This window comes from Xanthomonas sp. LF06-19, assembly GCF_034105425.1.
Lineage (GTDB): Bacteria > Pseudomonadota > Gammaproteobacteria > Xanthomonadales > Xanthomonadaceae > Xanthomonas_A > Xanthomonas_A sontii.
Genome location: NZ_JAXGGH010000010.1, coordinates 13,211 through 32,397 on the forward strand (window position 1 = coordinate 13,211; position 19,187 = coordinate 32,397).

Here is a 19,187-nt window from a genome sequence, read left to right on the forward strand (position 1 = left end):
TTGCCGATTCCCGATTCCCGGCCTTTTGCCGCACCGCACATTGCCAATGACACCGGTTTACCATATACAACGGCGCAACGCGCTGTCGATGCGCGGCGCAGCAATTCCGATCCCCCACATTCCTTGCGGAGATGCCCTTGAGCCTTCCTTCCGGCCCGTCGCAGACGCCACCGCCCGCGTTGGCCGACATCGCGGCCCGCTTCGTCCAGGCCCGTCGCCAGGGCCGCTCGTTGCCCGATTTCCCCGGTGTCATCCCCGACGATCTGGAGACCGCCTACCGCGTGCAGGACCTGGCGATCGCGCAATGGCCGGACCGCGTGGTCGGCTGGAAGGTCGGCTACATCGCCCCCGAGCGTCGCGACCACTCCGGGGACGAGCGCCTGCTGGGCCCGATCTTCGCGGCTGCGCTGTGGAATGCTACCGGTGGAACAACGGACATCCCGGTGTTCGAGGGCGGCTTCGGCGCGGTCGAGGCCGAGTACGTGCTGCGCCTGGACGCGGACGTGCCGGCCGACCAGTTGCACTGGACTCCACAGCAGGCCGCGCAGGTGCCGGCGACGCTGTTCGTCGGCGTCGAGGTGGCGAGCAGCCCGCTGGCCACGATCAACCAGCTGGGGCCGCGCGTGGTGATCTCCGATTTCGGCAACAACAACGGCCTGCTGCTGGGGCCGCAGGTGCCGGACTGGACCGCGCTGGACGAGACCGCGCTGCGCGCCGAGACCTGGATCGAGGGCCAGTGCGTGGGCACCGGCGGCGCCACGCTGTTGCCGGGCGGCCTGCGTGCGGCGTTCGCGTTCGCGCTGGCGCGCTCGGCCAGGCGCGGCCGGCCGCTGCGCCGCGGCGAGCTGATCGCCACCGGCAACGCCACCGGCATCCACGACATCGCCATCGGCCAGCAGGCGACGATCCGCTTCGACGGCTACGGCGAACTTCACTGCAGGGCGGTCGCGGCCTAGGCTGGCGACGGCAATGACGCGCGGGAGGGCGCAGCATGATCACTCGTAGACGATTCCTGGGCGCGGGCCTGACCGCGGCGGCCGCGGCCGGCGTGCCGCTGGGTGCGCTGGCGCAGGCCGGCGGTAGCGGTACGCGCCTGCTCACCGCCACCGACGTGCACGTGGCCGACTATCCCACCGTGGAGGCGGTACGCTGGTTCGGGCAGATCCTGGAGCAGAAGACCGGCGGCCGTCTGCGCCTGCGCGAGTATCACTCCGGCCAGCTCGGTCGCGAGGCGGAGGCGATCGACATGGCGCGCTTCGGCGCCATCGACATCACCCGCGTGTACTCCGGCGCGCTGAACAACGCCTTCCCGCTGACCCAGGCGCTGTGCCTGCCGTACGTGTTCGACTCGGTGGCGCACCTGCGCCGTGCGATCGACGGCCACGTCGGCGACAGCATCCTGCGCAGCTTCGAACAGCGCGACCTGGTCGGGCTGGCGATCTACGACTCCGGCGCGCGCTGCTTCTACAACACCAAGCATCCGCTGCGGCAGCCCAAGGACCTGCACGGGCTCAAGCTGCGCGTGGCGAACTCGGACATCTTCCTCAAGCTGATGCGCATGCTCGGCGCCAACCCCACGCCGATGTCGCTGGGCGAGACCTTCTCGGCGATGGAAACGCACATGATCGACGGCGCCGAGAACAACATGCGCAGCTTCCAGTCCAGCCGCCACTTCGAGGCCGCGCACTACTGGTCGCAGAGCGATCACTCGTACGCGCCGGACGTGCTGGTGATGTCCCGGCGCAGCTTCGAGACGCTGACGCCGGACCAGCGCGCGCTGGTGCTGGAGACGGCGCGGCAGTCGGTGACGGTGATGCGCCGGCTGTGGGACGCCTCCGAGGCGCAGGCGCGACAGCAGGTGATCGACTACGGCGTGGCCATCAACGAGGTGGACATGCCGGCCTTCCGCAAGGCCGCCGCGCCGCTGCTGGCCGAGTACCGGCAGCAGCCGGAGATCGAAGCCCTCTACCGCCGCATTCGCGATTTCGCCTGAGCCCATGCCGATGACCGACCACGCCCCCGCCCTCCCGGTGCCGCCGCTGCAGCGGCTGCTGGACCGGATCGCCAACCTCGCCATCGGCACCGCCGCCGCCGCCCTGCTCGGGCTGGTGGTGGTGCAGGGCTGGCAGGTGTTCACCCGCTACGTGCTCAACGACTCGCCGAGCTGGACAGAGCCGGTGACGCTGCTGCTGCTGAGCACGGCGATGAGCCTGGGTGCCGCCGCCGGCGTGCACACCCGCCGCCACTTCGGCTTCTTCCTGCTGGCCGAGACGCTGCACGCCAGCCTGCGCCGCGTCATCGACCTGGTGCGCCCGCTGCTGGTGGCCGCCATCGGTGCGGTGATCGCGTGGTGGGGCGCGGTGCTGCTGCTGGACGGGCTGGACATCAAGATGGCCGGCGCGCAGATGCCGCAGAGCATCAACTACCTGCCGCTGTCGATCGGCGGCGCGCTGATGAGCGTGTTCGCGCTGTACCAGGCCTGGCGGGTGCTGCGCCCGGGCACCACCATGGGGAGGAACTGAGCATGGCCATCGCCATCCTGTTGGGCTTGTTCGTGGTGCTGCTGCTGATCGGCGTGCCGGTGGCGTATGCGCTGGGCACGGCCGCGCTGGCCACGCTGCTGTATCTGGACCTGCCGGCGGTGGTGCTGGTGCAGCAGATCTCCGCCGGCAGCGGCTCGGCGTCGCTGATCGCGATCCCGTTGTTCATCTTCGCCGGCGAACTGATGCTGCGCGGTGGTATCTCCGACCGCCTGATTGCGCTGGCGTCCTCGCTGGTCGGCCGCATGCGTGGCGGCCTGGGCCAGGTCAGCGTGCTGTCCTCGCTGTTCTTCGGCGGCGTGTCCGGCTCGGCCATCGCCGACGTCTCGGCGGTCGGCGGCACCATGATTCCGCAGATGATCAACCGCGGCTACGACCGCGACTACGCGGTCAACGTCAGCATGACCGCGGCGCTGGTGGCGCTGCTGGTGCCGCCCTCGCACAACCTGATCCTGTTCTCGGCCGCGGCCGGTGGCGGCCTGTCGATCGCCGACCTGTTCGCCGCCGGCATCGTCCCGGCGCTGCTGATGACCGCGGCGATGATGCTCACCGGCTATGCGGTGGCGCGCTCGCGCGGCTACGGCACCGAGGCGTTCCCGGGCTGGCGCGCGGTGGCGCTGCGCCTGGTCGGCGCGTTGCCGGGCCTGGGCCTGGTCGCACTGATCTTCGTCGGCATCCGCGCCGGCATCTTCACCGCGGTGGAGAGCGCGGCGATCGCGGTGGTGTACGCGTTGCTGGTCACCGCGCTGCTGTACCGGCAGCTGCGCTGGGCGGAGTTCTTCGGTGCGGTGACGCATGCCGCGCGCACCACCGGGGTGATCCTGTTCGTGATCGCCACCGCGGCGGTGTTCGGCTGGCTGCTGGCCTACCTGCAGGTGCCTGCGGCGGCGGTGCACTTCCTGCAGTCCATCGCCCACAGCCAGCACACCGTGCTGCTGATGATCGTGGTGATGCTGCTGCTGCTGGGCATGTTCATGGACCTGGCGCCGAAGATCCTGATCTGCACGCCGATCTTCCTGCCGGTAGCCAAGGCCTACGGCATCGACCCGATCCATTTCGGCCTGGTGATGGTGCTGGCCGGCGGCATCGGCCTGATCACCCCGCCGGTGGGCTCGGTGCTGTTCATCGGCACCTCGATCGGGCAGATCACCGTGGCCCAGAGCATGCGCACCATCTGGCCGTTCTGGCTGGCGGCGCTGTGCGTGCTGCTGATCGTGGCGTTCTTCCCGGAGCTGTCGCTGTGGCTGCCGCGCGCGCTGCGCGCCTGAGCCGGCCCGGCGGCGCCGGCTCGCGCCAGGCGGGTGACCGCGGGCCGTTCGCGCCGATGGCCGCTGCCGGCCTTGGCAGCGCCGCGGCCGGTCACCGGGGCGCTGCGCCTACACCGCTTCCGTGACCGTGCGCTGGAGCGAACATGACACCCAGTAGAATCCCCTTTCTTTCGCCCGGTTTTCCGTCCATGGCGCCGAACAAGCCCCGTTCCGTCGATGCTCCCGCTTCCGCCCACGGCAAGGCCGCGACGATCAACGACATCGCGCGCCTGTCAGGGGTGTCGAAGAAGACCGTGTCGCGGATCATCAACAACTCGCCGCTGGTGCGCAAAGACACCCGCGAGAAGGTCGAGGCGCTGATGCGCGAGGTCGGCTATGCGCCGGACCCGCTGGCGCGCGGGCTGGCGTTCCGTCGCTCGTTCCTGATCGGCATGGTCTACGACAACCCCACCGCGCAGTACATCGTGGACATGCAGTACGGCGCGCTGGACGCACTGCGCGGCTCCAGTTTCGAACTGGTGGTGCATCCTTGCGACAGTCGCAGTCCCGGCTACATCGAGGGCGTGCGCCGCTTCGTGCAGCAGCAGAAGCTGCACGGGGTGATCCTGGTGCCGCGCGCCTCCGAGGACCAGGCCCTGGCGGACATGCTCGCCGGCATCGGCGTGCGCTACACCCGCATCGCCTCGCTGCCGCTGGACGACACCTCGCAGATGGTGGTCACCCACGACCGCGACGGCGCCGCCGAGGCCGCCGACTACCTGCTGTCGCTGGGCCACCGCGACATCGCCCTGATCACCGGCCCCAGCGCGTACCGCTCCGCGCACGAGCGCACCGCCGGCTTCATCGACGCGCTGACCCGGCGCGGCATCGAACTGCCGCCGGCGCGCATCGTCGAAGCCGGCTACACCTTCGAATCGGGCGTGGCCGCGGCGGAAAAGCTGTTGCTGGGCAAGCAGCGGCCCAGCGCGATCTTCACCGGCAACGACGAAATGGCCGCCGGCGTGTACAAGGTCGCGCTGCGCGCCAACATCAACATCCCGCGCCAGCTGTCGATCATCGGCTACGACGACAGCCCGCTGGCTTCGCGGCTGTGGCCCTCGCTGACCTCGGTGCGCCGGCATACCCGCGACACCGGCCGCACCGCCGCGGCCATGCTGATCCAGCCCGAGGGCACGCCATCGCTGGCGGTGGCCAGCGTGCGCCCGCACCTGATCGTGCGCGACTCCTGCCAGCCGCCTGAAGACTGAGCGCAGCGGCGCGCCGCCGCACGCGGCGGCAGACGGAGGCTTGCGGCCTGCCAGGCGCTCGCGAAGACACAGCGAGATGCGTGATTCGCGCCCCGGCAGTTCGCCTGGCTCGGGCTCACGCGCATCCGCCGCTGCGGGAGCGGCGTCAGCGACCTGCAATGCGGGTGTCAGGCGCTTTATGGGGAGTTGACGGTCGTGCAGAGGCGACAAGCGAAGCCGAAAGCCGACTGACAGCCTCCGTCGTCGGGACTGAAGTCCCTCCCACAGGGAGGCCGAGTGCATTCCTGTGGGAGCGGCTTCAGCCCCGACGCGCACGAACCGAACTGCCGCGGCGAACGATTCCCGGCAGACCGGGAGCCGTTCCCAGGCAGCAGTGAAGCGCCTGCTGACCGCGGGGCGTGCGCGTTTCAACGCCATCCGTGCGTCGCACCCACATGTCGGCCGGGGCACGTGTCCCCCACCGCCTCCCGACTCGCCGCAAACGGTCTACACTGCCGCCGACCGTGCGGACACCGCTCCGCCCATCGAAGGCCCGCTCCGTTCCGGCACCGCCCGGGCGGACCGCGCGGCCTTCCTGCGAGGAGCCTTCGCCATGTCGTCCCCCATCCCCGCCCCCGTCGCGGTCCGTTTCGGCCGCCTGGCGCCGACCGTGCCCGTCGCCGAGATCGCCCGCGCCGTCGCCTTCTACACCGAGCGCCTGGGCTTCCGCAGCGTGTTCCAGAACGGCAATCCGGTCGGTTTCGTGATCCTGAAGAAGGACGACGCCGAACTGCACCTGACCCTGCGTCCCGACCACCGCGGCAGCACCAGCAACGTCGCCCACCTGATCGTCGACGACGCCGCGGCCCTGTACGACGGCCTGCAGGCGCAGGGCGTGCGCATCATCAAGGCGATCCGCGATGCCGACTTCGGCCTGCGCTGCTTCGTCTTCGCCGACCCCGACGGCAACCGCATCGACGTCGGCCAACAGCTCCCGCGGTGAGACCCGCGCCGCCTGGGCGGCGCCGCTTGCCAATCCCGAATCCCGACTCCCCAATCCCGGCCCTTCGTGCACTGCGGAATGACACCGGTTTACCAGACCCGCTAGACTGTCCTCCGTGGCGGGCTGACACATGCCGTCGCCTGCCTTGGAGCGCCCCATGTCCCTGTACTGCAAGACCCACTACGCGACCCATCCCGACGCGATCAAGGGCGCCAGCAACGACCAGCTGCGCGACCTGTACCTGCTCGATGGCCTGTTCGTCGACGACGCGGTGACCCTGAAGTACACCCACTACGAGCGCTTCGTGCTCGGCGGCGCCGCCCCGCGCACGCGGGCGCTGACGCTGCCGGCGCAGACCGAACCGGCCTCGGCCGCGGGACACCCGTTCCTGGAGCGGCGCGAGCTGGGCGTGATCAACGTCGGCGCCGGCAGCGGCACCGTCACCGTCGACGGCACCGCGTATCCGCTGGGCCCGAAGGACGGCCTGTATGTGGCGATGGGCAGCGCCGAGGTGGTGTTCGCCTCCGACGACGCGGCCAACCCGGCGCAGTTCTATCTGGCCTCCACGCCGGCGCACGCGCGCTTCGCCACCAAGCGGCTGTCGATCGCCGAGGCGGTGGCGCTGGACCGCGGCGCGCTGGAGACCAGCAACGAACGCACCATCTACCAGTACATCGTGCCGGCCACCTGCCAGTCCTCGCAGCTGCTGCTGGGCCTGACCGTGCTCAAGCCGGGCAGCGTCTGGAACACCATGCCGCCGCACCTGCACGACCGCCGCAGCGAGGTCTATTTCTACTTCGATCTCGGCGCCAACGACCGCGTCTACCACTTCATGGGCGAGCCGGACGCGCAGCGCCACATCGTGGTGCAGAACAACGAGGCCGTGGTGTCGCCGCCGTGGTCGATCCACATGGGCGCCGGCACCGCCAACTACGCCTTCATCTGGGCGATGGGCGGCGAGAACCTCGACTACACCGACATGCACGTGCTGGACATCTGCCAGCTCAAGTAGGCCGCCGTCGCGCGCGCCGCTCCCATTCCCGTCGTCCGCATTCCCTCAAGGAGTCCACGCAATGACCCACCCGTTCAGCCTCGAAGGCAAGGTCGCCCTGGTCACCGGCGCCAACACCGGCCTCGGCCAAGGCATCGCCGTGGCGCTGGCGCAGGCCGGCGCCGACATCGCCGCCGCCGGCATCGCCGCGCCCACCGAGACCGAGGCCAAGGTCACCGCGCTGGGCCGCCGCTTCGTCGCCATCGAGGCCAACCTGATCAGCATCGAGCCGGTGCAGCGCATCCTCGACGAGACCCTGGCGGGGCTCGGCCGCCTCGACATCCTGGTCAACAACGCCGGGCTGATCCGCCGCGCCGACGCGGTGGACTTCAGCGAGCAGGACTGGGACGACGTCATGAACGTCAACATCAAGTCCGCGTTCTTCATGTGCCAGGCCGCCGGCCGCCACTTCATCGCCCAGGGCAGCGGCAAGATCATCAACATCGCCTCGATGCTGTCGTTCCAGGGCGGCATCCGCGTGCCCTCGTACACCGCCAGCAAGTCCGGCATCGCCGGCATCACCCGCCTGCTGGCCAACGAGTGGGGCGCCAAGGGCGTCAACATCAACGCCATCGCCCCCGGCTACATGGCCACCGACAACACCGCGCAGCTGCGCGCCGACGCCGCACGCAACCAGGCGATCCTGGACCGCATCCCGGCCGGCCGCTGGGGCGTACCGGAGGACCTGGGCGGCACCGCGGTGTTCCTGGCCAGCAGCGCCTCGGACTACGTCAACGGCACCGTGATCCCGGTCGACGGCGGCTGGCTCGCCCGCTAACGCTACTCCTTCTCCCTTCGGGACCTCGGCCCCCTTTTTGGGGGAAGGTGCCCGAAGGGCGGATGAGGGTACGACCACCGCCGACCCATCCCAACCAAACCACCCTGCCCACCAACAATTCCCCCACCCCAAAGGACCCCCATGAAAATCGCCCTAATGAACGAGTTCAGCCAGGCCGCCAAGAACCCGGTGATCCTGCAGCAGCTCAACGACGTCGCCGCCGCACAGGGCCACAGCGTGTTCAACGTCGGCATGGACGGCGACGCCGACCACCGCCTGACCTACATCCACCTGGGCATCTGCGCCGGCCTGCTGCTCAATGCCGGCGCGGTGGACTTCGTGGTCGCCGGCTGCGGCACCGGCCAGGGCGCGATGATGTCGCTCAACGCGCACCCGGGCGTGTTCTGCGGCTACTGCATCGAGCCGACCGACGCCTACCTGTTCGCCCAGGTCAACAACGGCAACGCGCTGGCGCTGGCCTTCGCCAAGGGCTTCGGCTGGGGCGCGGAGATCAACGTGCGCTACATCTTCGAGAAGGCCTTCAGCGGCGAGCGCGGCATGGGCTACCCGGCCGAGCGCCGCGAATCGCAGCAGGCCAACGCCGGCATCCTGACCCAGGTCAAGCAGGCCCTGGCCAAGTCCTACCTGGACGGCCTGCGCGCGCTGGATCCGGAACTAGTCAAGCAGGCCGTGGGCGGCCCGCGCTTCCAGCAGTGCTTCTTCGACAACGCCAAGGACGCCGACCTGCGCGCCTTCGTCGCCGGCGTGTTGGGCAAGGCCGACGCCGCCGCGGCCTGAGGTCGCGCCCGCCCAGGCGGGTGTGTCCGGTAGCGTGTTCGCCAAACGCCCCGCATCTGCGGGGCGTTGGCATGCGAACTTACTGCACCAGCAGCAGGCCTTCCGCCAGCGGATAGTTCCGCTCCGGGCAGGCAATATGCATGCTGTCCACCACGTAGAACGTCTGGCCCAGCTTCTGCTCGGTGTGCACGAGGTAGGTCAGCGTGCCGCGCGGCGCGTACAGCTTGGCGAGGATGCCGTGGCCGACCAGCAAGCGCTTCAGGTCCTTGGCGAAGTTGTTGGCGATGGAGTTGGTTTGGCTCTGCGCGCCGACCTGGCAGGCCATCAGCACGATCTCCTCGAACGACTCCTTGCCCAGTCCCTTGGCCAGCAGTTGCTGCAGGAATGCCTCCGGTGCAAGCCCGGCGAAGACGTTGACGTTGCCGTGCGAATTGATCACCAAGCGCTTGCCGCGCGTCTTGTTGCTGGGCGATAGCGAGGCCGCGTCGAGCAGGGTCAGCGCATGCGATTGGTTTTCGCCGAAGTGGGATTGCAAGGCTTTCAGCTTGGCGCCGCGCTGATCCGCCTGATCGCCGTCCAGGCCGACATAAATGAGCATGAGGATTCTCCCGACGCACAGGGCCGCCAACATGCGTTGGGCGGGAGCATCCGGAAATCCGGGGTGGCCGCGTCGTGGCGCACCGATCTCGCTCGCTGCGCAGCGTAGGGTCGCCGTCGGTGGCCCGGGATCGGCGCATTGCCGATTCTCCTCTGTGGATTGGCCGATCTCTGGCGCGATGCAGTGTGCCGCAGCGCGATGGCGCAGCATCCAGGTCCGGCGACCGAGCAACACGACCCGTGCACGCCCGCATTGCGACGGCCCCGCAAAAATTTCTAAAGTTCCACCTAGCGCCGCCGATACACATCACCTAGCTAGGTCCCGCTGCGTCGCGGGACGACATGGATTTTTCTTTCCCTGCCCTGCGCAGGATGGTCATGGAGCGACATCGATCTTCCGCTGTGCCTATTTCCTACTCTCGCCGATGGTCTGGATCGCGTCGTACGCGTGCGGTCGTGCATGCCTGTCGCATGCAGCGACGCTGGGCAAGGATAGGGCCGCCGGCGAATGGTTTTTTCGTAGCTGTATCAACAAGGGGCAATCGATGAAGAACAGTGTGATCAAGGGGGCCATGGGGTTGACGCTTGCGTTGGGCTTGGCGGCCTGCGCGACCGAAACCCATCAGAGCGTCAAACCGCAGACAGTTTCGGCGGCCAGCGTGCCTTACGCCGGCGCACGCGCGCCGATCGCGGTGGGCAAGTTCGACAACCGCTCGTCCTTCATGCGCGGCCTGTTTTCCGATGGTGCGGATCGCCTGGGCAGCCAGGCCAAGACCATCCTGATCACCCATCTGCAGCAGACCAATCGTTTCCGTGTGCTGGATCGCGACAACATGGGCGAGATCAAGCAGGAAGCGCAGATCAAGGGCCAGGCGCAGCAACTCAAGGGCGCCGACTACGTCGTGACTGGCGACGTGACCGAGTTCGGCCGCAAGGAGACCGGCGATACGCAGCTGTTCGGCATTCTCGGCCGTGGCAAGCAGCAGCAGGCCTATGCCAAGGTCAGCCTGAACGTGGTCGATAGCGCGACGTCCGAAGTGGTGTATTCGGTGCAGGGCGGCGGCGAGTACACCTTGTCCAACCGCGAGGTCGTCGGCTTCGGCGGGACCTCCAGCTACGACTCCACGCTCAACGGCAAAGTCCTGGATCTGGCGATCCGCGAGGCTGTCAACAATCTCACCGCCGCGATCGACTCCGGCGCCTGGAAGCCGGTCAAGTGACCCGCAACGGACCCTTGCACATGAATACCCTCAATGTCCGCACGCGGTTCTGGCTTGGCGCCTGCGCCATGCTCGCGCTGGTCGGCTGCGCCCACCAGAGCGCCTCGCTCTACCAGTGGGGCAGCTACCAGGATCAGGTCTACAGCCACTTCAAGGGCGGTAGCCCGGAACAGCAGATCCAGGCGCTGGAAAAGGACCTGCAGGTGATGCAGGCCGCCAACCGCAGGCCGCCGCCGGGACTGCAGGCACATCTGGGCATGCTGTACGCCGAAACCGGCAACGATGCCAAAGCGCAGCAGGAACTCCTCGCCGAGAAGACGCAGTATCCCGAGTCCGGCACCTACATCGATCTGTTGTTGAAGAACGCCAGCAACGCGAGGAGCGCGCAATGAAGAACGTCGCAAGAATGGCCTGCGTGGCCGTGCTCGGTCTGCTGCTGAGCGCCTGCGCGACGCAGCCGATGTCGCGCGATTACAGCGCGTACAAGGCCAGCAAACCGCGGTCGATCCTGGTCTTGCCGCCGGTCAGCCATGCACCGGACGTCAACGCCAGCCTGAGCGTGCTGTCGGTCACCACGTTGCCGCTGGCCGAAGCGGGCTACTACGTGATGCCGGTGGCGCCGGTCTACGAGACCTTCAAGCAGAACGGCATCACCGTGGCGGATGAAGCACAAGCGGTGTCTCCGGAGAAGTTGCGGGAAATCTTCGGCGCCGACGCCGCGCTGTACATCACCGTGGAAAAGTACGGTGCCGTCTACCAGATCATCAACAGCGTGGTCGTGGTCTCGGCCAACGCCAAGCTGGTGGATCTGCGCACCGGGACGGTGCTGTGGCAGGGCCAGGCACAGGCGTCGAGCGGCGAAAATCAGAACAACGCCGGGGGCGGCCTGGTCGGAATGCTGGTGACGGCTGCGATCAATCAGGTCGTCAACCAGGTCACCGACCAAGGGCATCAGATGGGGAACGTGGCCAGCCAGCGTCTGCTGTCCGCCGGCCACCCTGGCGGCTTGTTGTACGGGCCCTACAACCCGAAGTACGGCACCGACTGACCCGGCGCCCTGCCCCGTCTGCGTCAGGTTTGGCGGGGACGGGTAATGCCGCGATTCACACGTCGCCGCCGTCCGCCCAGCCTTCGCCGCTGCCGGCATGGAACACGCGGTCCTGCGCCTGCACCTGGCCAGCCGGCAGATGCGCCTGGTCGGCCAGTGCCGCATAGATCGGGGTGAAATCCGGCGAGGTCGCCTGCATCAGCTGTTCGAAGCTGTCGATGACGAAGTAGGTCTTCTGGTAGGTGTCGATGCGGTAGCGGGTGCGCATGATCCGCTGCAGGTCGAAGCCGATGCGGTTGGGGGCGTCCGACTCCAGCGAGTAGAGCGATTCGCCCTTCGACGAGACGATGCCGGCGCCGTAGATGCGCAGGCCGTCCGGGGTGTCGATCAGGCCGAACTCCACCGTGTACCAGTACAGCCGGGTCAGGTTCTGCAGCGCGTCCGGACCGATCGCGTGCGCCTTGACGCCGCCGCGGCCGTAGGCCTGCATGTAGTCGGCGAACAGCGGGTTCATCAGCAGCGGCACGTGGCCGAACAGGTCGTGGAACAGGTCCGGCTCGGCGATGTAGTCGATCTGTTCGGGACGGCGGATCCACCAGGTCACCGGGAAGCGGCGGTTGGCCAGGTGGTCGAAGAAGTCCAGCTCCGGCAGCAACCCTTCCACGCCGACCAGGGTCCAGCCGGTGGTCGCCTGCAGCACCGCGTTGAGCTCGTCGAAGCGCGGGATCGCCTGCGAACTCATGCCCATCGCGTCCTGCGCCTGCAGGAACTCGGCGCAGGCGCGGCCGACCAGCAGCTCGCGCTGGCGCGTGTACAGCGTGCCCCAGGTGGCGTGGTCGTCGGCGCTGTAGCTGTCCCACGGCTGGGTCACCACGGCCGTGGTGTAGACCGGCACGTAGCCCTTGTCGGTCTGCTGGTGTTCGACGCGGCGCGGTGCGGTGTCCATGGTCGGCGCTCCGGAAAGGAATAGCCACGATGGTAGGCGCGCGGGCGCGCAATGGGCTTGCGAAGTTGCACGGATCGGCGCGCTGCGCGCAAGATTATTGCGTATAAGCCATGTTGCAGAGCAATAAATGACCGGATCGCCGACCTTCGACCGCACCGACCTGCGCCTGCTCGCCCTGCTGCAGCGGGAAGGCCGCGCCAGCAATGCCGAGCTGGCCGCGCAGGTGAACCTGTCGCCCTCGGCCTGCCTGCGCCGGGTGCAGCGGCTGGAAGCGGAGGGCGTAGTCGCCGGCTACGCCGCGCGGCTGGTGCCGGCGGCGATCGGCTTGGGCCTGCAGGCCTTCGTGCGCGTGCAGCTGGAGAAGCACGGCCAGAGCGGCATCGCCCATTTCGCCGACAGCGTGCAGGGCTGGGACGAGGTGGTCGCCTGCCATGCGCTGACCGGCGACATGGACTACCTGCTGCACGTCTACGTCCGCGATCTTGCGCACTTCTCCGCGTTTCTGCTGGACAAGTTGCTCAATGCCGCCGGCGTCGCCGACGTCAATTCCAGCTTCGTGCTGCGCACGGTCAAGGACTTCGCCGGCCTGCCGCTGCCGCGCGGCTAGCGGCCCGGCATCGGCGTGTGCCACTGCGTGTCGGCGTATGGCCGCCCTTGTTAAGTTGTTGCTAACGATTTACATTTGCGTTCTGCGACGGCCATCCACGGCCACAGCCCCTCCGCCAGCCCTGCCGGGCCAGCCACGCCGGTTCCCCGCCGTGGAGTGCGGCTGCGCCTGTCCTTTTCCTGCCACCCGCGGCGCGACCGTGTCGCCCCGTGCCCAAACTTCGCGAGATCGATTCATGCTTTCCTCCGCTCCACGCCGTCTGTTGTCCCTCGCCGTGCTGTCCGCGCTCTCCGCCGCCTCGGCACCGTTGTTCGCCGCCGAGGCCGAGGCCGACGTGCAGCCGACCACGCTGGACAAGGTCGAGGTCAGCGGCAGCCCGAGCCGTGCGCAGCCGTCCACCACCACCCGCCTGCCGCTGACGCTGCAGGAGACGCCGCAGTCGGTGAGCGTGCTGGGCCAGCAGCGGCTGGAGGAGGAATCGCTGTTCAGCGTCAACGACGTCATGCGCAACGTCACCGGCGTCAACGTGTCCTTCTACGACACCCAGCGCCCGCTGTACTTCGCGCGCGGTTTCCAGATCACCGACTTCCAGGTCGACGGCCTGCCCACCTACAGCGGCTCCACCAACCAGGAATACGACATGGTCTTCTACGACCGCGTCGAGGTGATCCGCGGCGCCAACGGCCTGCTCAGCGGCGCCGGCATTCCCTCGGCCACGGTCAACCTGCTGCGCAAGCGCCCCGGCAAGAGCTTCGATGCGTCGTTCGCGGCCTCGCTCGGCACCTGGGACTTCCGCCGCACCCAGGCCGACGTCACCGCGCCGCTGACCGCCGACGGCCGCTTCCGCAGCCGTTTCGTCGCCGCCTGGCAGGACCGCGGCTACTACTACGACCACTACACCGAGCAGAAGATGTCCGGCATGGCGGTGCTGGAAGGCGACCTGACCGACACCACCACGGTCACCGTCGGCTACCAGCGCCAGGACAACGACCCGGTCGGCTCGACCTGGGGCACGGTGCCGTACTTCTTCGCCGACGGCAGCTTCGCCGACCTGCCGACCTCCACCAACCTGGCGCCGAAGTGGGCGCGCTGGCAGCGCAACACCCATACCACCTTCGCCAACCTGGAACAGCGCTTCGGCGACAACTGGCTGTTGAAGGTCAACCTGGCGCGCACCGAGGGCGAGGTCGAAAACCTGCGCGTCTACGGCAGCGGCTATCCCAAGCGCGACGGCAGCGGCATCTACCTGCGCGCCGCCGCCGGGCAGACCACCGACACCCGCGACGGCCTGGACGTGTACCTGTCCGGCAGCTTCCCGCTGTTCGGCCGCGACCACGACCTGGTCCTCGGCGGCAGCTGGCAGGACCTGCAGTCGACCACGCCGACCCTGGCGCTGCGCTATCCGGGCGACTGGACCACCTGCGGCCGCGAGCGCTGCTACTACATCCCCAACGTCTACGACTGGCACGGCGACGTGGGCCAGATCACCACCACGCGCACCGGCGCGCGGCGCGAGGCACGCACCACCCAGCGCGGCGTATACGCCTCCACCCGGCTGCGCCTGGCCGAACCGCTGTCGCTGATCGCTGGCGCACGTCTGAGTTCCTGGCAGACCCGCACCCAGGCCTTCGCCGCCGACGGCAGCTACACCGGCACCAGCGGCCGCTACCGGGTCAGCGACGAGGTCACGCCCTACGTCGGCCTGGTCTACGACCTCACCCCGGCCATCTCCACCTACGCCAGCTACACCGAGATCTTCAATCCGCAGAACTACAAGGACAAGGACAACAACCTGCTGGCGCCGGTGCAGGGCTCCAACCTGGAAGCGGGCATCAAGGCGCAGCTGGCCGACGGCCGCGCGCTGCTCAGTGCGGCGGTGTTCGAGGCCAGGCAGGACAACTATGCGGTGCGCGACATGACCCAGCCCGAGGCCTCGCTGCCCGACGGCAGCTCGGCCTACATCGGCGTCGACGGCACCAAGAGCCGCGGCTGGGAACTGGAATACAACGGCGAGTTGCGCCCGGGCTGGACGCTCAATGCCGGCTACACCCACGCCAAGGTCACCCGTGCGCCGACCGACGCGATCTACGCCAACCTGCCGGAGGACTATCTGCAGCTGTCCACCCAGGTGCGCCTGCCCGGCGCCTGGCAGCGCCTGAGCCTGGGCGGCGGCGTGAGCTGGCAGAGCGCGGTGCGCGGCTACAACATCCAGCGCCCGCTCGGCGACGGCAGCGCCGCCACGCGCCCGGTCACCGTGGTGCAGGACCCGTACGCGCTGGTGCACTTCAATGCCAACTACCAGCTCAGTACGCAGTGGACCGCGACGCTGGCGGTGACCAACGCGCTGAACAAGAAGTACTGGGCCAACCTGGATTACCAGAACTACGGCGAGCCGCGGTTCGTCAGCTTTACGCTGCGCTGGCGCTACTGAACCGCGGCGCATGACAGGCAAGGACGCCCGTCGCGCAGCCCGTCATTGCTGCGGTGGTGGTCGCCGTGGCGATGCGTGCCGATGGCCGGCACTGCGCGTCTATACTGCCGCCGCCATCATCGGAGGATGCAGATGCGACCCGCCACGCGCTTGGCCCAGTGCTTGTTGCTTGCCGGCATTCTGCCCCTGGCAGGGTGCGCACAGTCCGGCTCTGCCGACACGCCGGCGGCTACCTCCACCAATGCCCAGGGCTGCGTGAGACAGCGCCAGCTCGGCCCACAGGATCCGTTCAAGACGCCGCCGCCATTGATGGAGGCATGCCTGGGTCCGTACAAGCTACGCATTCCGGCCAACTACTTCGGCGACCAGATGGGGCCGAACTTCGACGACAGTTTCGGCCTGTACCTGGAATACCCGTCGCTGCAGCCGTTCGCACCGGGCGAACGCGCGCATCTGAGCCTGGATGTGTCGACGCGGACGGTCGATATCGGGTATCACTATTTGGATGGGGTGTATCCAAATAACGTCCTATACGCGCCGAACTCTACGGATGATGGCGACCCGGCTGAACGTCTTGAGGGCAGAATTCAGGGTAAGGAGATTTATGGCCTGACGCCATACTATGCCGATCTGAAAAAATCCTTCACCTATTATCGCAAAAAGGGCTATAACGAGTCGCACTCGGATGAGCCAACAAGCATTTTCAATGTCGCCAGTCAAAAAGACTGGTATGTGGCGCGCGACCACAATGGGCAGATCAGCACGCTGATCAAGTGCACCTCTCATGAAGTGACCGAGTCAGGTGTCGAGTACCGCGATGGGAGACTAGTCCGAAGCAAAGAAGATCCACTTCCGGACTGTACTCATTTGTTTGTCATAAAAGATTTGAGCGCCATGGTGGAAATCCGGTACGTCCGCTTCGCGCTGCCAGATTGGAAAAAGATCGAAGCAGCCGCGCGCGACAATCTGAAGAAGTTCATGGTGCAGAGTCGAGGGCTGTAAGGTGCGATCTATTCGGGATAAGGAGAATCTCTGATGACAGGACTTGATGAAAAGGATATCGAAATCCTCAAATACTATGCCCAAGATGGAAACCGGGAGCTTTATTGGAACTACCTCGCGCACAAGCAGGGCAATGACGGCTATGGCTTGCTTGCGCTTGGCGTAGTTCGCAACGACAACGCGCCAGGTGCCACTGCCAATGCGTTTGCAGATCGCCAGGCGCGGGAAGATGGCGTCCGCATGAGTGAGCGCCAATGGAATGGTTTCGGTGTCGACTTGATGAGGAGTGATTTCGAGCAGCGTGAGCTCTATCAGAAGAAAGCGCATCGCCCCGATCTGGCGCTCAATCTTCCAGTCAAGGACGTCGAAGCCGTCCATGACGCGACCTTCCAGAAGCATCACATCAACCCCAATGGCTGGACGCCGCGCGAACTGCTCGACGCCGCGCGCCGCCATGGTGGCGAGCCCGAGGCGGAGAAGGTCTGGTCGATGATGCTCGACAATTCCGCACTCGGCTTGAGCCGCGCCGGTTTCACCATGAACGACGTACGCAAGTACGACGACGCGCAGCTGGATGCGATGTCCTATATCGGGCGCATGACCGCTGCGCGGGCGCTCGCGCACGAAGCGCGGCCGATCGCCGATCCGGAGCGGATCGGCGATCGGAGCGTCTACTACGAGCGCGATGCGCGGACCGGCAAATGGACCAACTGGGTCGATGGCGGCGAGCAGACCATCGCCCAGCCGGTGCGCGACCCGCAGCAGCTGCGCGAGCTTGACGATACGCGTGCACTGCGACTGGAGCGCCAGCAGTTACGCGAGCAGTTCCATCCCGAGGATCCGTACCGCCACCAGCCGATCCTGCGCAGCCCGCAGACGCTGGCCGAAGCCGATCCGGTCCAGGCGGGACCGGCGGTCGCGCAGGCCGCGCGCACGTCCGATCCCAGCGAGCCAGGCCATCGGCGTCATGCGCTGTACCAGCAGTGCGCCGCCGGCACCCAGGCGCTGGATCGGCAGTTGGGGCGCAGCCCCGATGCGGACAGCGCCTGCATGGCGGCCAGCGTCACCGACCTGGCCGCACGCAACGGTCTGCAGCGAGTGGATCACGTGCTGTTGAGCGAGCGCGGGCGCACGGCGCAGCCGGGCGAGCTGGTGTTTGTCGTGCAGGGCGATCCGAAGGATCCGGCGCACCTGCGCGCGCACATGTCCACCGAAGAGGCGATCCGCACGCCGGTAGCGCAGTCCTTCGAGCGGCTTGCCGAGTTCGATCGCCAGCAGGCGTTGGTCCAGGCGCAGCAGGTCGCCCTGCATCAGGATGTCCACCAGCAGGACGCGCAGCGGCAGAGTGCGGTGCCGCGGATCTGAGTGACGCGACGCCTGCGGGACCTGTGGTCATGTCCGCAGTGCGCATGCTGGATGCGACTGCTGTGCGTCCCACGCCAGGCGTCACAGCGGCGCGCGCGGTTCTGCAAATGTGACTGGTGTGCTTACCCTCACCCCCGGCCCCTCTCCCGGGGGGAGAGGGGAGCAAGCGTTAGTCCTTCTTGCAGGGATCGTCGCGGCGCAGCAGGCGACCCAGTCGCGATTGCGGCTCGCACGGCGGCGGCGCCGGTTGCGCGGCCTTTGCCGCCGCGGCTGCGGCGGCCGCGCGCTGCTGCTGCAGTTGCGCCAGCTTGGCCTTGATCTGCGGCATCGCTGCCAGCGCGGCCTTTTCGCCTTCCAGGATCGCGGCGTTGCGCTGGGCGAAGTCGGCCGCGCCGATGTCGTTGACCTTGGGCCGGATCACGATGTCGGCGCGGCCCAGTTCCTGCTGGCCCAGGCGCTGGCCCATGATCGCGATCGACTGGTTGACGGTGCCGAGCATGCTGCCCGGGTTCTTGCCGCTGGCCTTGCTGGAGATGTCCACGGCGATGACGAAATCGGCGCCGAGCTGGCGCGCCGCATCCACCGGCACCGGGCTGACCACGCCGCCGTCCACGTAGTGGAACTTGCCGATGGTCACCGGCTCGAACACGCCGGGGATGCTGCTGGACGCGCGCACCGCCTGGCCGGCATTGCCGCGCACGAACACGGTGCGCTCGCCGTCTTCCAGCCGGGTGGCGACCGCGGCGAACGGCTTGGCCAGCTTCTCGATCGGCTTGCCCTTGAGCTGCGCGTTCACATAGTCCTGCAGCGCCTGGCCCTGCACCAGGCCGCCGGAGAACAGGCGCATGTCGCGGATGCTGCTCTCGTCGAGCGCCACCGCCGCCTGCTGCATCTGGAACGCGTCCATGCCGCTGGCGTACAGCGCGCCGACCACGCTGCCGGCGCTGGTGCCGGACACCACCGTCGGCTCCAGGCCATTGGCCTGCAGCATCTTGATCACGCCGATGTGGGCGAAGCCCTTGGCCGCACCGCCGCCCAGGGCGATGCCGATGCGCAGCGGCTGGGCCGCCGGCGTGGGCACCGGTGCCGGTCCGCTCACCACCGGGGCCGGCGGCGCCGGCTTGGGTTCGCCGCCGCAGGCGGCAAGCAGGCCGAACAGGGACAGGGACAGCAGCAGGCGCGGGGAGCGGAACACGGTCATGGATGCGTCGCGGAAGGAAGAAGAAGGGAGGAGCCGGCGCGAGGATAGCCGCATCCTCCTGCACCGCCCACGACTGGAGGTCATGGCGTGGAGTGCGCGGGTGCTT

19 protein-coding genes are annotated in these 19,187 nt (G+C 67.9%); 16 read left to right on the forward strand and 3 right to left on the reverse strand.

Annotated features, from left to right (window positions below; genetic code table 11):
- Nucleotides 1–131: 131 nt before the first annotated feature.
- The 9 genes from SLW55_RS18240 to SLW55_RS18280 all read left to right on the forward strand — a co-directional run bounded on the left by SLW55_RS18240 (nucleotide 132) and on the right by SLW55_RS18280 (nucleotide 8,664).
- Nucleotides 132–956 carry a 2-keto-4-pentenoate hydratase gene (locus SLW55_RS18240; protein WP_152239778.1) on the forward strand — a complete coding sequence of 275 codons (825 nt, stop codon included), beginning with the start codon at nucleotides 132–134 and terminating at the stop codon, nucleotides 954–956.
- 35 nt (nucleotides 957–991) lie between these two features.
- Nucleotides 992–1,993 (forward strand): TRAP transporter substrate-binding protein, encoded by a 1,002-nt coding sequence (locus SLW55_RS18245; RefSeq protein ID WP_017914540.1) that lies wholly within the window; start codon nucleotides 992–994, stop codon nucleotides 1,991–1,993.
- Nucleotides 1,994–2,003: 10 nt separating this feature from the next.
- Nucleotides 2,004–2,522 carry a TRAP transporter small permease gene (locus tag SLW55_RS18250; protein WP_167522044.1) on the forward strand — a complete coding sequence of 173 codons (519 nt, stop codon included), beginning with the start codon at nucleotides 2,004–2,006 and terminating at the stop codon, nucleotides 2,520–2,522.
- A 2-nt stretch (nucleotides 2,523–2,524) separates the two neighbouring features.
- Nucleotides 2,525–3,808 (forward strand): TRAP transporter large permease, encoded by a 1,284-nt coding sequence (locus tag SLW55_RS18255; protein ID WP_017907812.1) that lies wholly within the window; start codon nucleotides 2,525–2,527, stop codon nucleotides 3,806–3,808.
- Nucleotides 3,809–3,996: 188 nt separating this feature from the next.
- Nucleotides 3,997–5,055, forward strand: coding sequence for a LacI family DNA-binding transcriptional regulator (locus SLW55_RS18260; RefSeq protein WP_017907811.1), 1,059 nt, complete (start codon nucleotides 3,997–3,999; stop codon nucleotides 5,053–5,055).
- A gap of 592 nt (nucleotides 5,056–5,647) precedes the next feature.
- Nucleotides 5,648–6,037 carry a VOC family protein gene (locus SLW55_RS18265; protein WP_017907810.1) on the forward strand — a complete coding sequence of 130 codons (390 nt, stop codon included), beginning with the start codon at nucleotides 5,648–5,650 and terminating at the stop codon, nucleotides 6,035–6,037.
- Nucleotides 6,038–6,194: 157 nt separating this feature from the next.
- Nucleotides 6,195–7,049: a 5-dehydro-4-deoxy-D-glucuronate isomerase gene (kduI, locus tag SLW55_RS18270; protein WP_010343055.1), complete on the forward strand. Its 855-nt coding sequence runs from the start codon at nucleotides 6,195–6,197 to the stop codon at nucleotides 7,047–7,049.
- Between the two features lie 61 nt (nucleotides 7,050–7,110).
- Entirely contained in the window at nucleotides 7,111–7,866 is a 756-nt protein-coding gene (kduD, locus tag SLW55_RS18275; RefSeq protein WP_010343054.1) for a 2-dehydro-3-deoxy-D-gluconate 5-dehydrogenase KduD, read from the forward strand.
- A gap of 141 nt (nucleotides 7,867–8,007) precedes the next feature.
- On the forward strand, nucleotides 8,008–8,664 hold the full coding sequence (locus SLW55_RS18280; RefSeq protein WP_267084915.1) for an RpiB/LacA/LacB family sugar-phosphate isomerase: 657 nt from the start codon (nucleotides 8,008–8,010) through the stop codon (nucleotides 8,662–8,664).
- Between the two features lie 79 nt (nucleotides 8,665–8,743).
- On the opposite strand, the gene SLW55_RS18285 is transcribed toward SLW55_RS18280, so the two are convergent.
- Nucleotides 8,744–9,262: a hypothetical protein gene (locus tag SLW55_RS18285; protein WP_148827398.1), complete on the reverse strand. Its 519-nt coding sequence runs from the start codon at nucleotides 9,260–9,262 to the stop codon at nucleotides 8,744–8,746.
- A gap of 424 nt (nucleotides 9,263–9,686) precedes the next feature.
- Here SLW55_RS18285 and SLW55_RS18290 point away from each other — a divergent pair, with 424 nt between their 5' ends.
- From SLW55_RS18290 to SLW55_RS18300, 3 genes are read left to right on the forward strand one after another with little or no spacing between them, the layout of a single operon-like run.
- Complete coding sequence (locus SLW55_RS18290) at nucleotides 9,687–10,481, forward strand: CsgG/HfaB family protein (protein WP_267084916.1); 795 nt, start codon at nucleotides 9,687–9,689, stop codon at nucleotides 10,479–10,481.
- A 20-nt stretch (nucleotides 10,482–10,501) separates the two neighbouring features.
- Nucleotides 10,502–10,873 (forward strand): DUF4810 domain-containing protein, encoded by a 372-nt coding sequence (locus SLW55_RS18295; protein WP_017914534.1) that lies wholly within the window; start codon nucleotides 10,502–10,504, stop codon nucleotides 10,871–10,873.
- On the forward strand, nucleotides 10,870–11,529 hold the full coding sequence (locus tag SLW55_RS18300) for a DUF799 domain-containing protein (protein ID WP_167522045.1): 660 nt from the start codon (nucleotides 10,870–10,872) through the stop codon (nucleotides 11,527–11,529). The genes SLW55_RS18295 and SLW55_RS18300 overlap by 4 nt, the downstream gene beginning before the upstream one ends.
- A gap of 55 nt (nucleotides 11,530–11,584) precedes the next feature.
- Here SLW55_RS18300 and phhA read toward each other — a convergent pair whose 3' ends face one another.
- Nucleotides 11,585–12,475 carry a phenylalanine 4-monooxygenase gene (phhA, locus tag SLW55_RS18305; RefSeq protein ID WP_267084917.1) on the reverse strand — a complete coding sequence of 297 codons (891 nt, stop codon included), beginning with the start codon at nucleotides 12,473–12,475 and terminating at the stop codon, nucleotides 11,585–11,587.
- Between the two features lie 127 nt (nucleotides 12,476–12,602).
- Between phhA and SLW55_RS18310 the strand changes: the two genes are divergently transcribed.
- From SLW55_RS18310 to SLW55_RS18325, 4 genes are all read left to right on the forward strand, one after another.
- Entirely contained in the window at nucleotides 12,603–13,082 is a 480-nt protein-coding gene (locus tag SLW55_RS18310; RefSeq protein WP_010343045.1) for an Lrp/AsnC family transcriptional regulator, read from the forward strand.
- 235 nt (nucleotides 13,083–13,317) lie between these two features.
- Entirely contained in the window at nucleotides 13,318–15,513 is a 2,196-nt protein-coding gene (locus tag SLW55_RS18315; protein ID WP_267098963.1) for a TonB-dependent siderophore receptor, read from the forward strand.
- 132 nt (nucleotides 15,514–15,645) lie between these two features.
- A complete protein-coding gene (locus SLW55_RS18320) occupies nucleotides 15,646–16,515 on the forward strand; it encodes a hypothetical protein (protein WP_267098964.1) in 870 nt (289 codons plus the stop codon).
- A 33-nt stretch (nucleotides 16,516–16,548) separates the two neighbouring features.
- Nucleotides 16,549–17,880 carry an XVIPCD domain-containing protein gene (locus SLW55_RS18325; RefSeq protein ID WP_167522046.1) on the forward strand — a complete coding sequence of 444 codons (1,332 nt, stop codon included), beginning with the start codon at nucleotides 16,549–16,551 and terminating at the stop codon, nucleotides 17,878–17,880.
- 169 nt (nucleotides 17,881–18,049) lie between these two features.
- On the opposite strand, the gene SLW55_RS18330 is transcribed toward SLW55_RS18325, so the two are convergent.
- Nucleotides 18,050–19,081, reverse strand: coding sequence for a patatin-like phospholipase family protein (locus SLW55_RS18330; protein ID WP_267098965.1), 1,032 nt, complete (start codon nucleotides 19,079–19,081; stop codon nucleotides 18,050–18,052).
- Nucleotides 19,082–19,187: the final 106 nt, after the last annotated feature.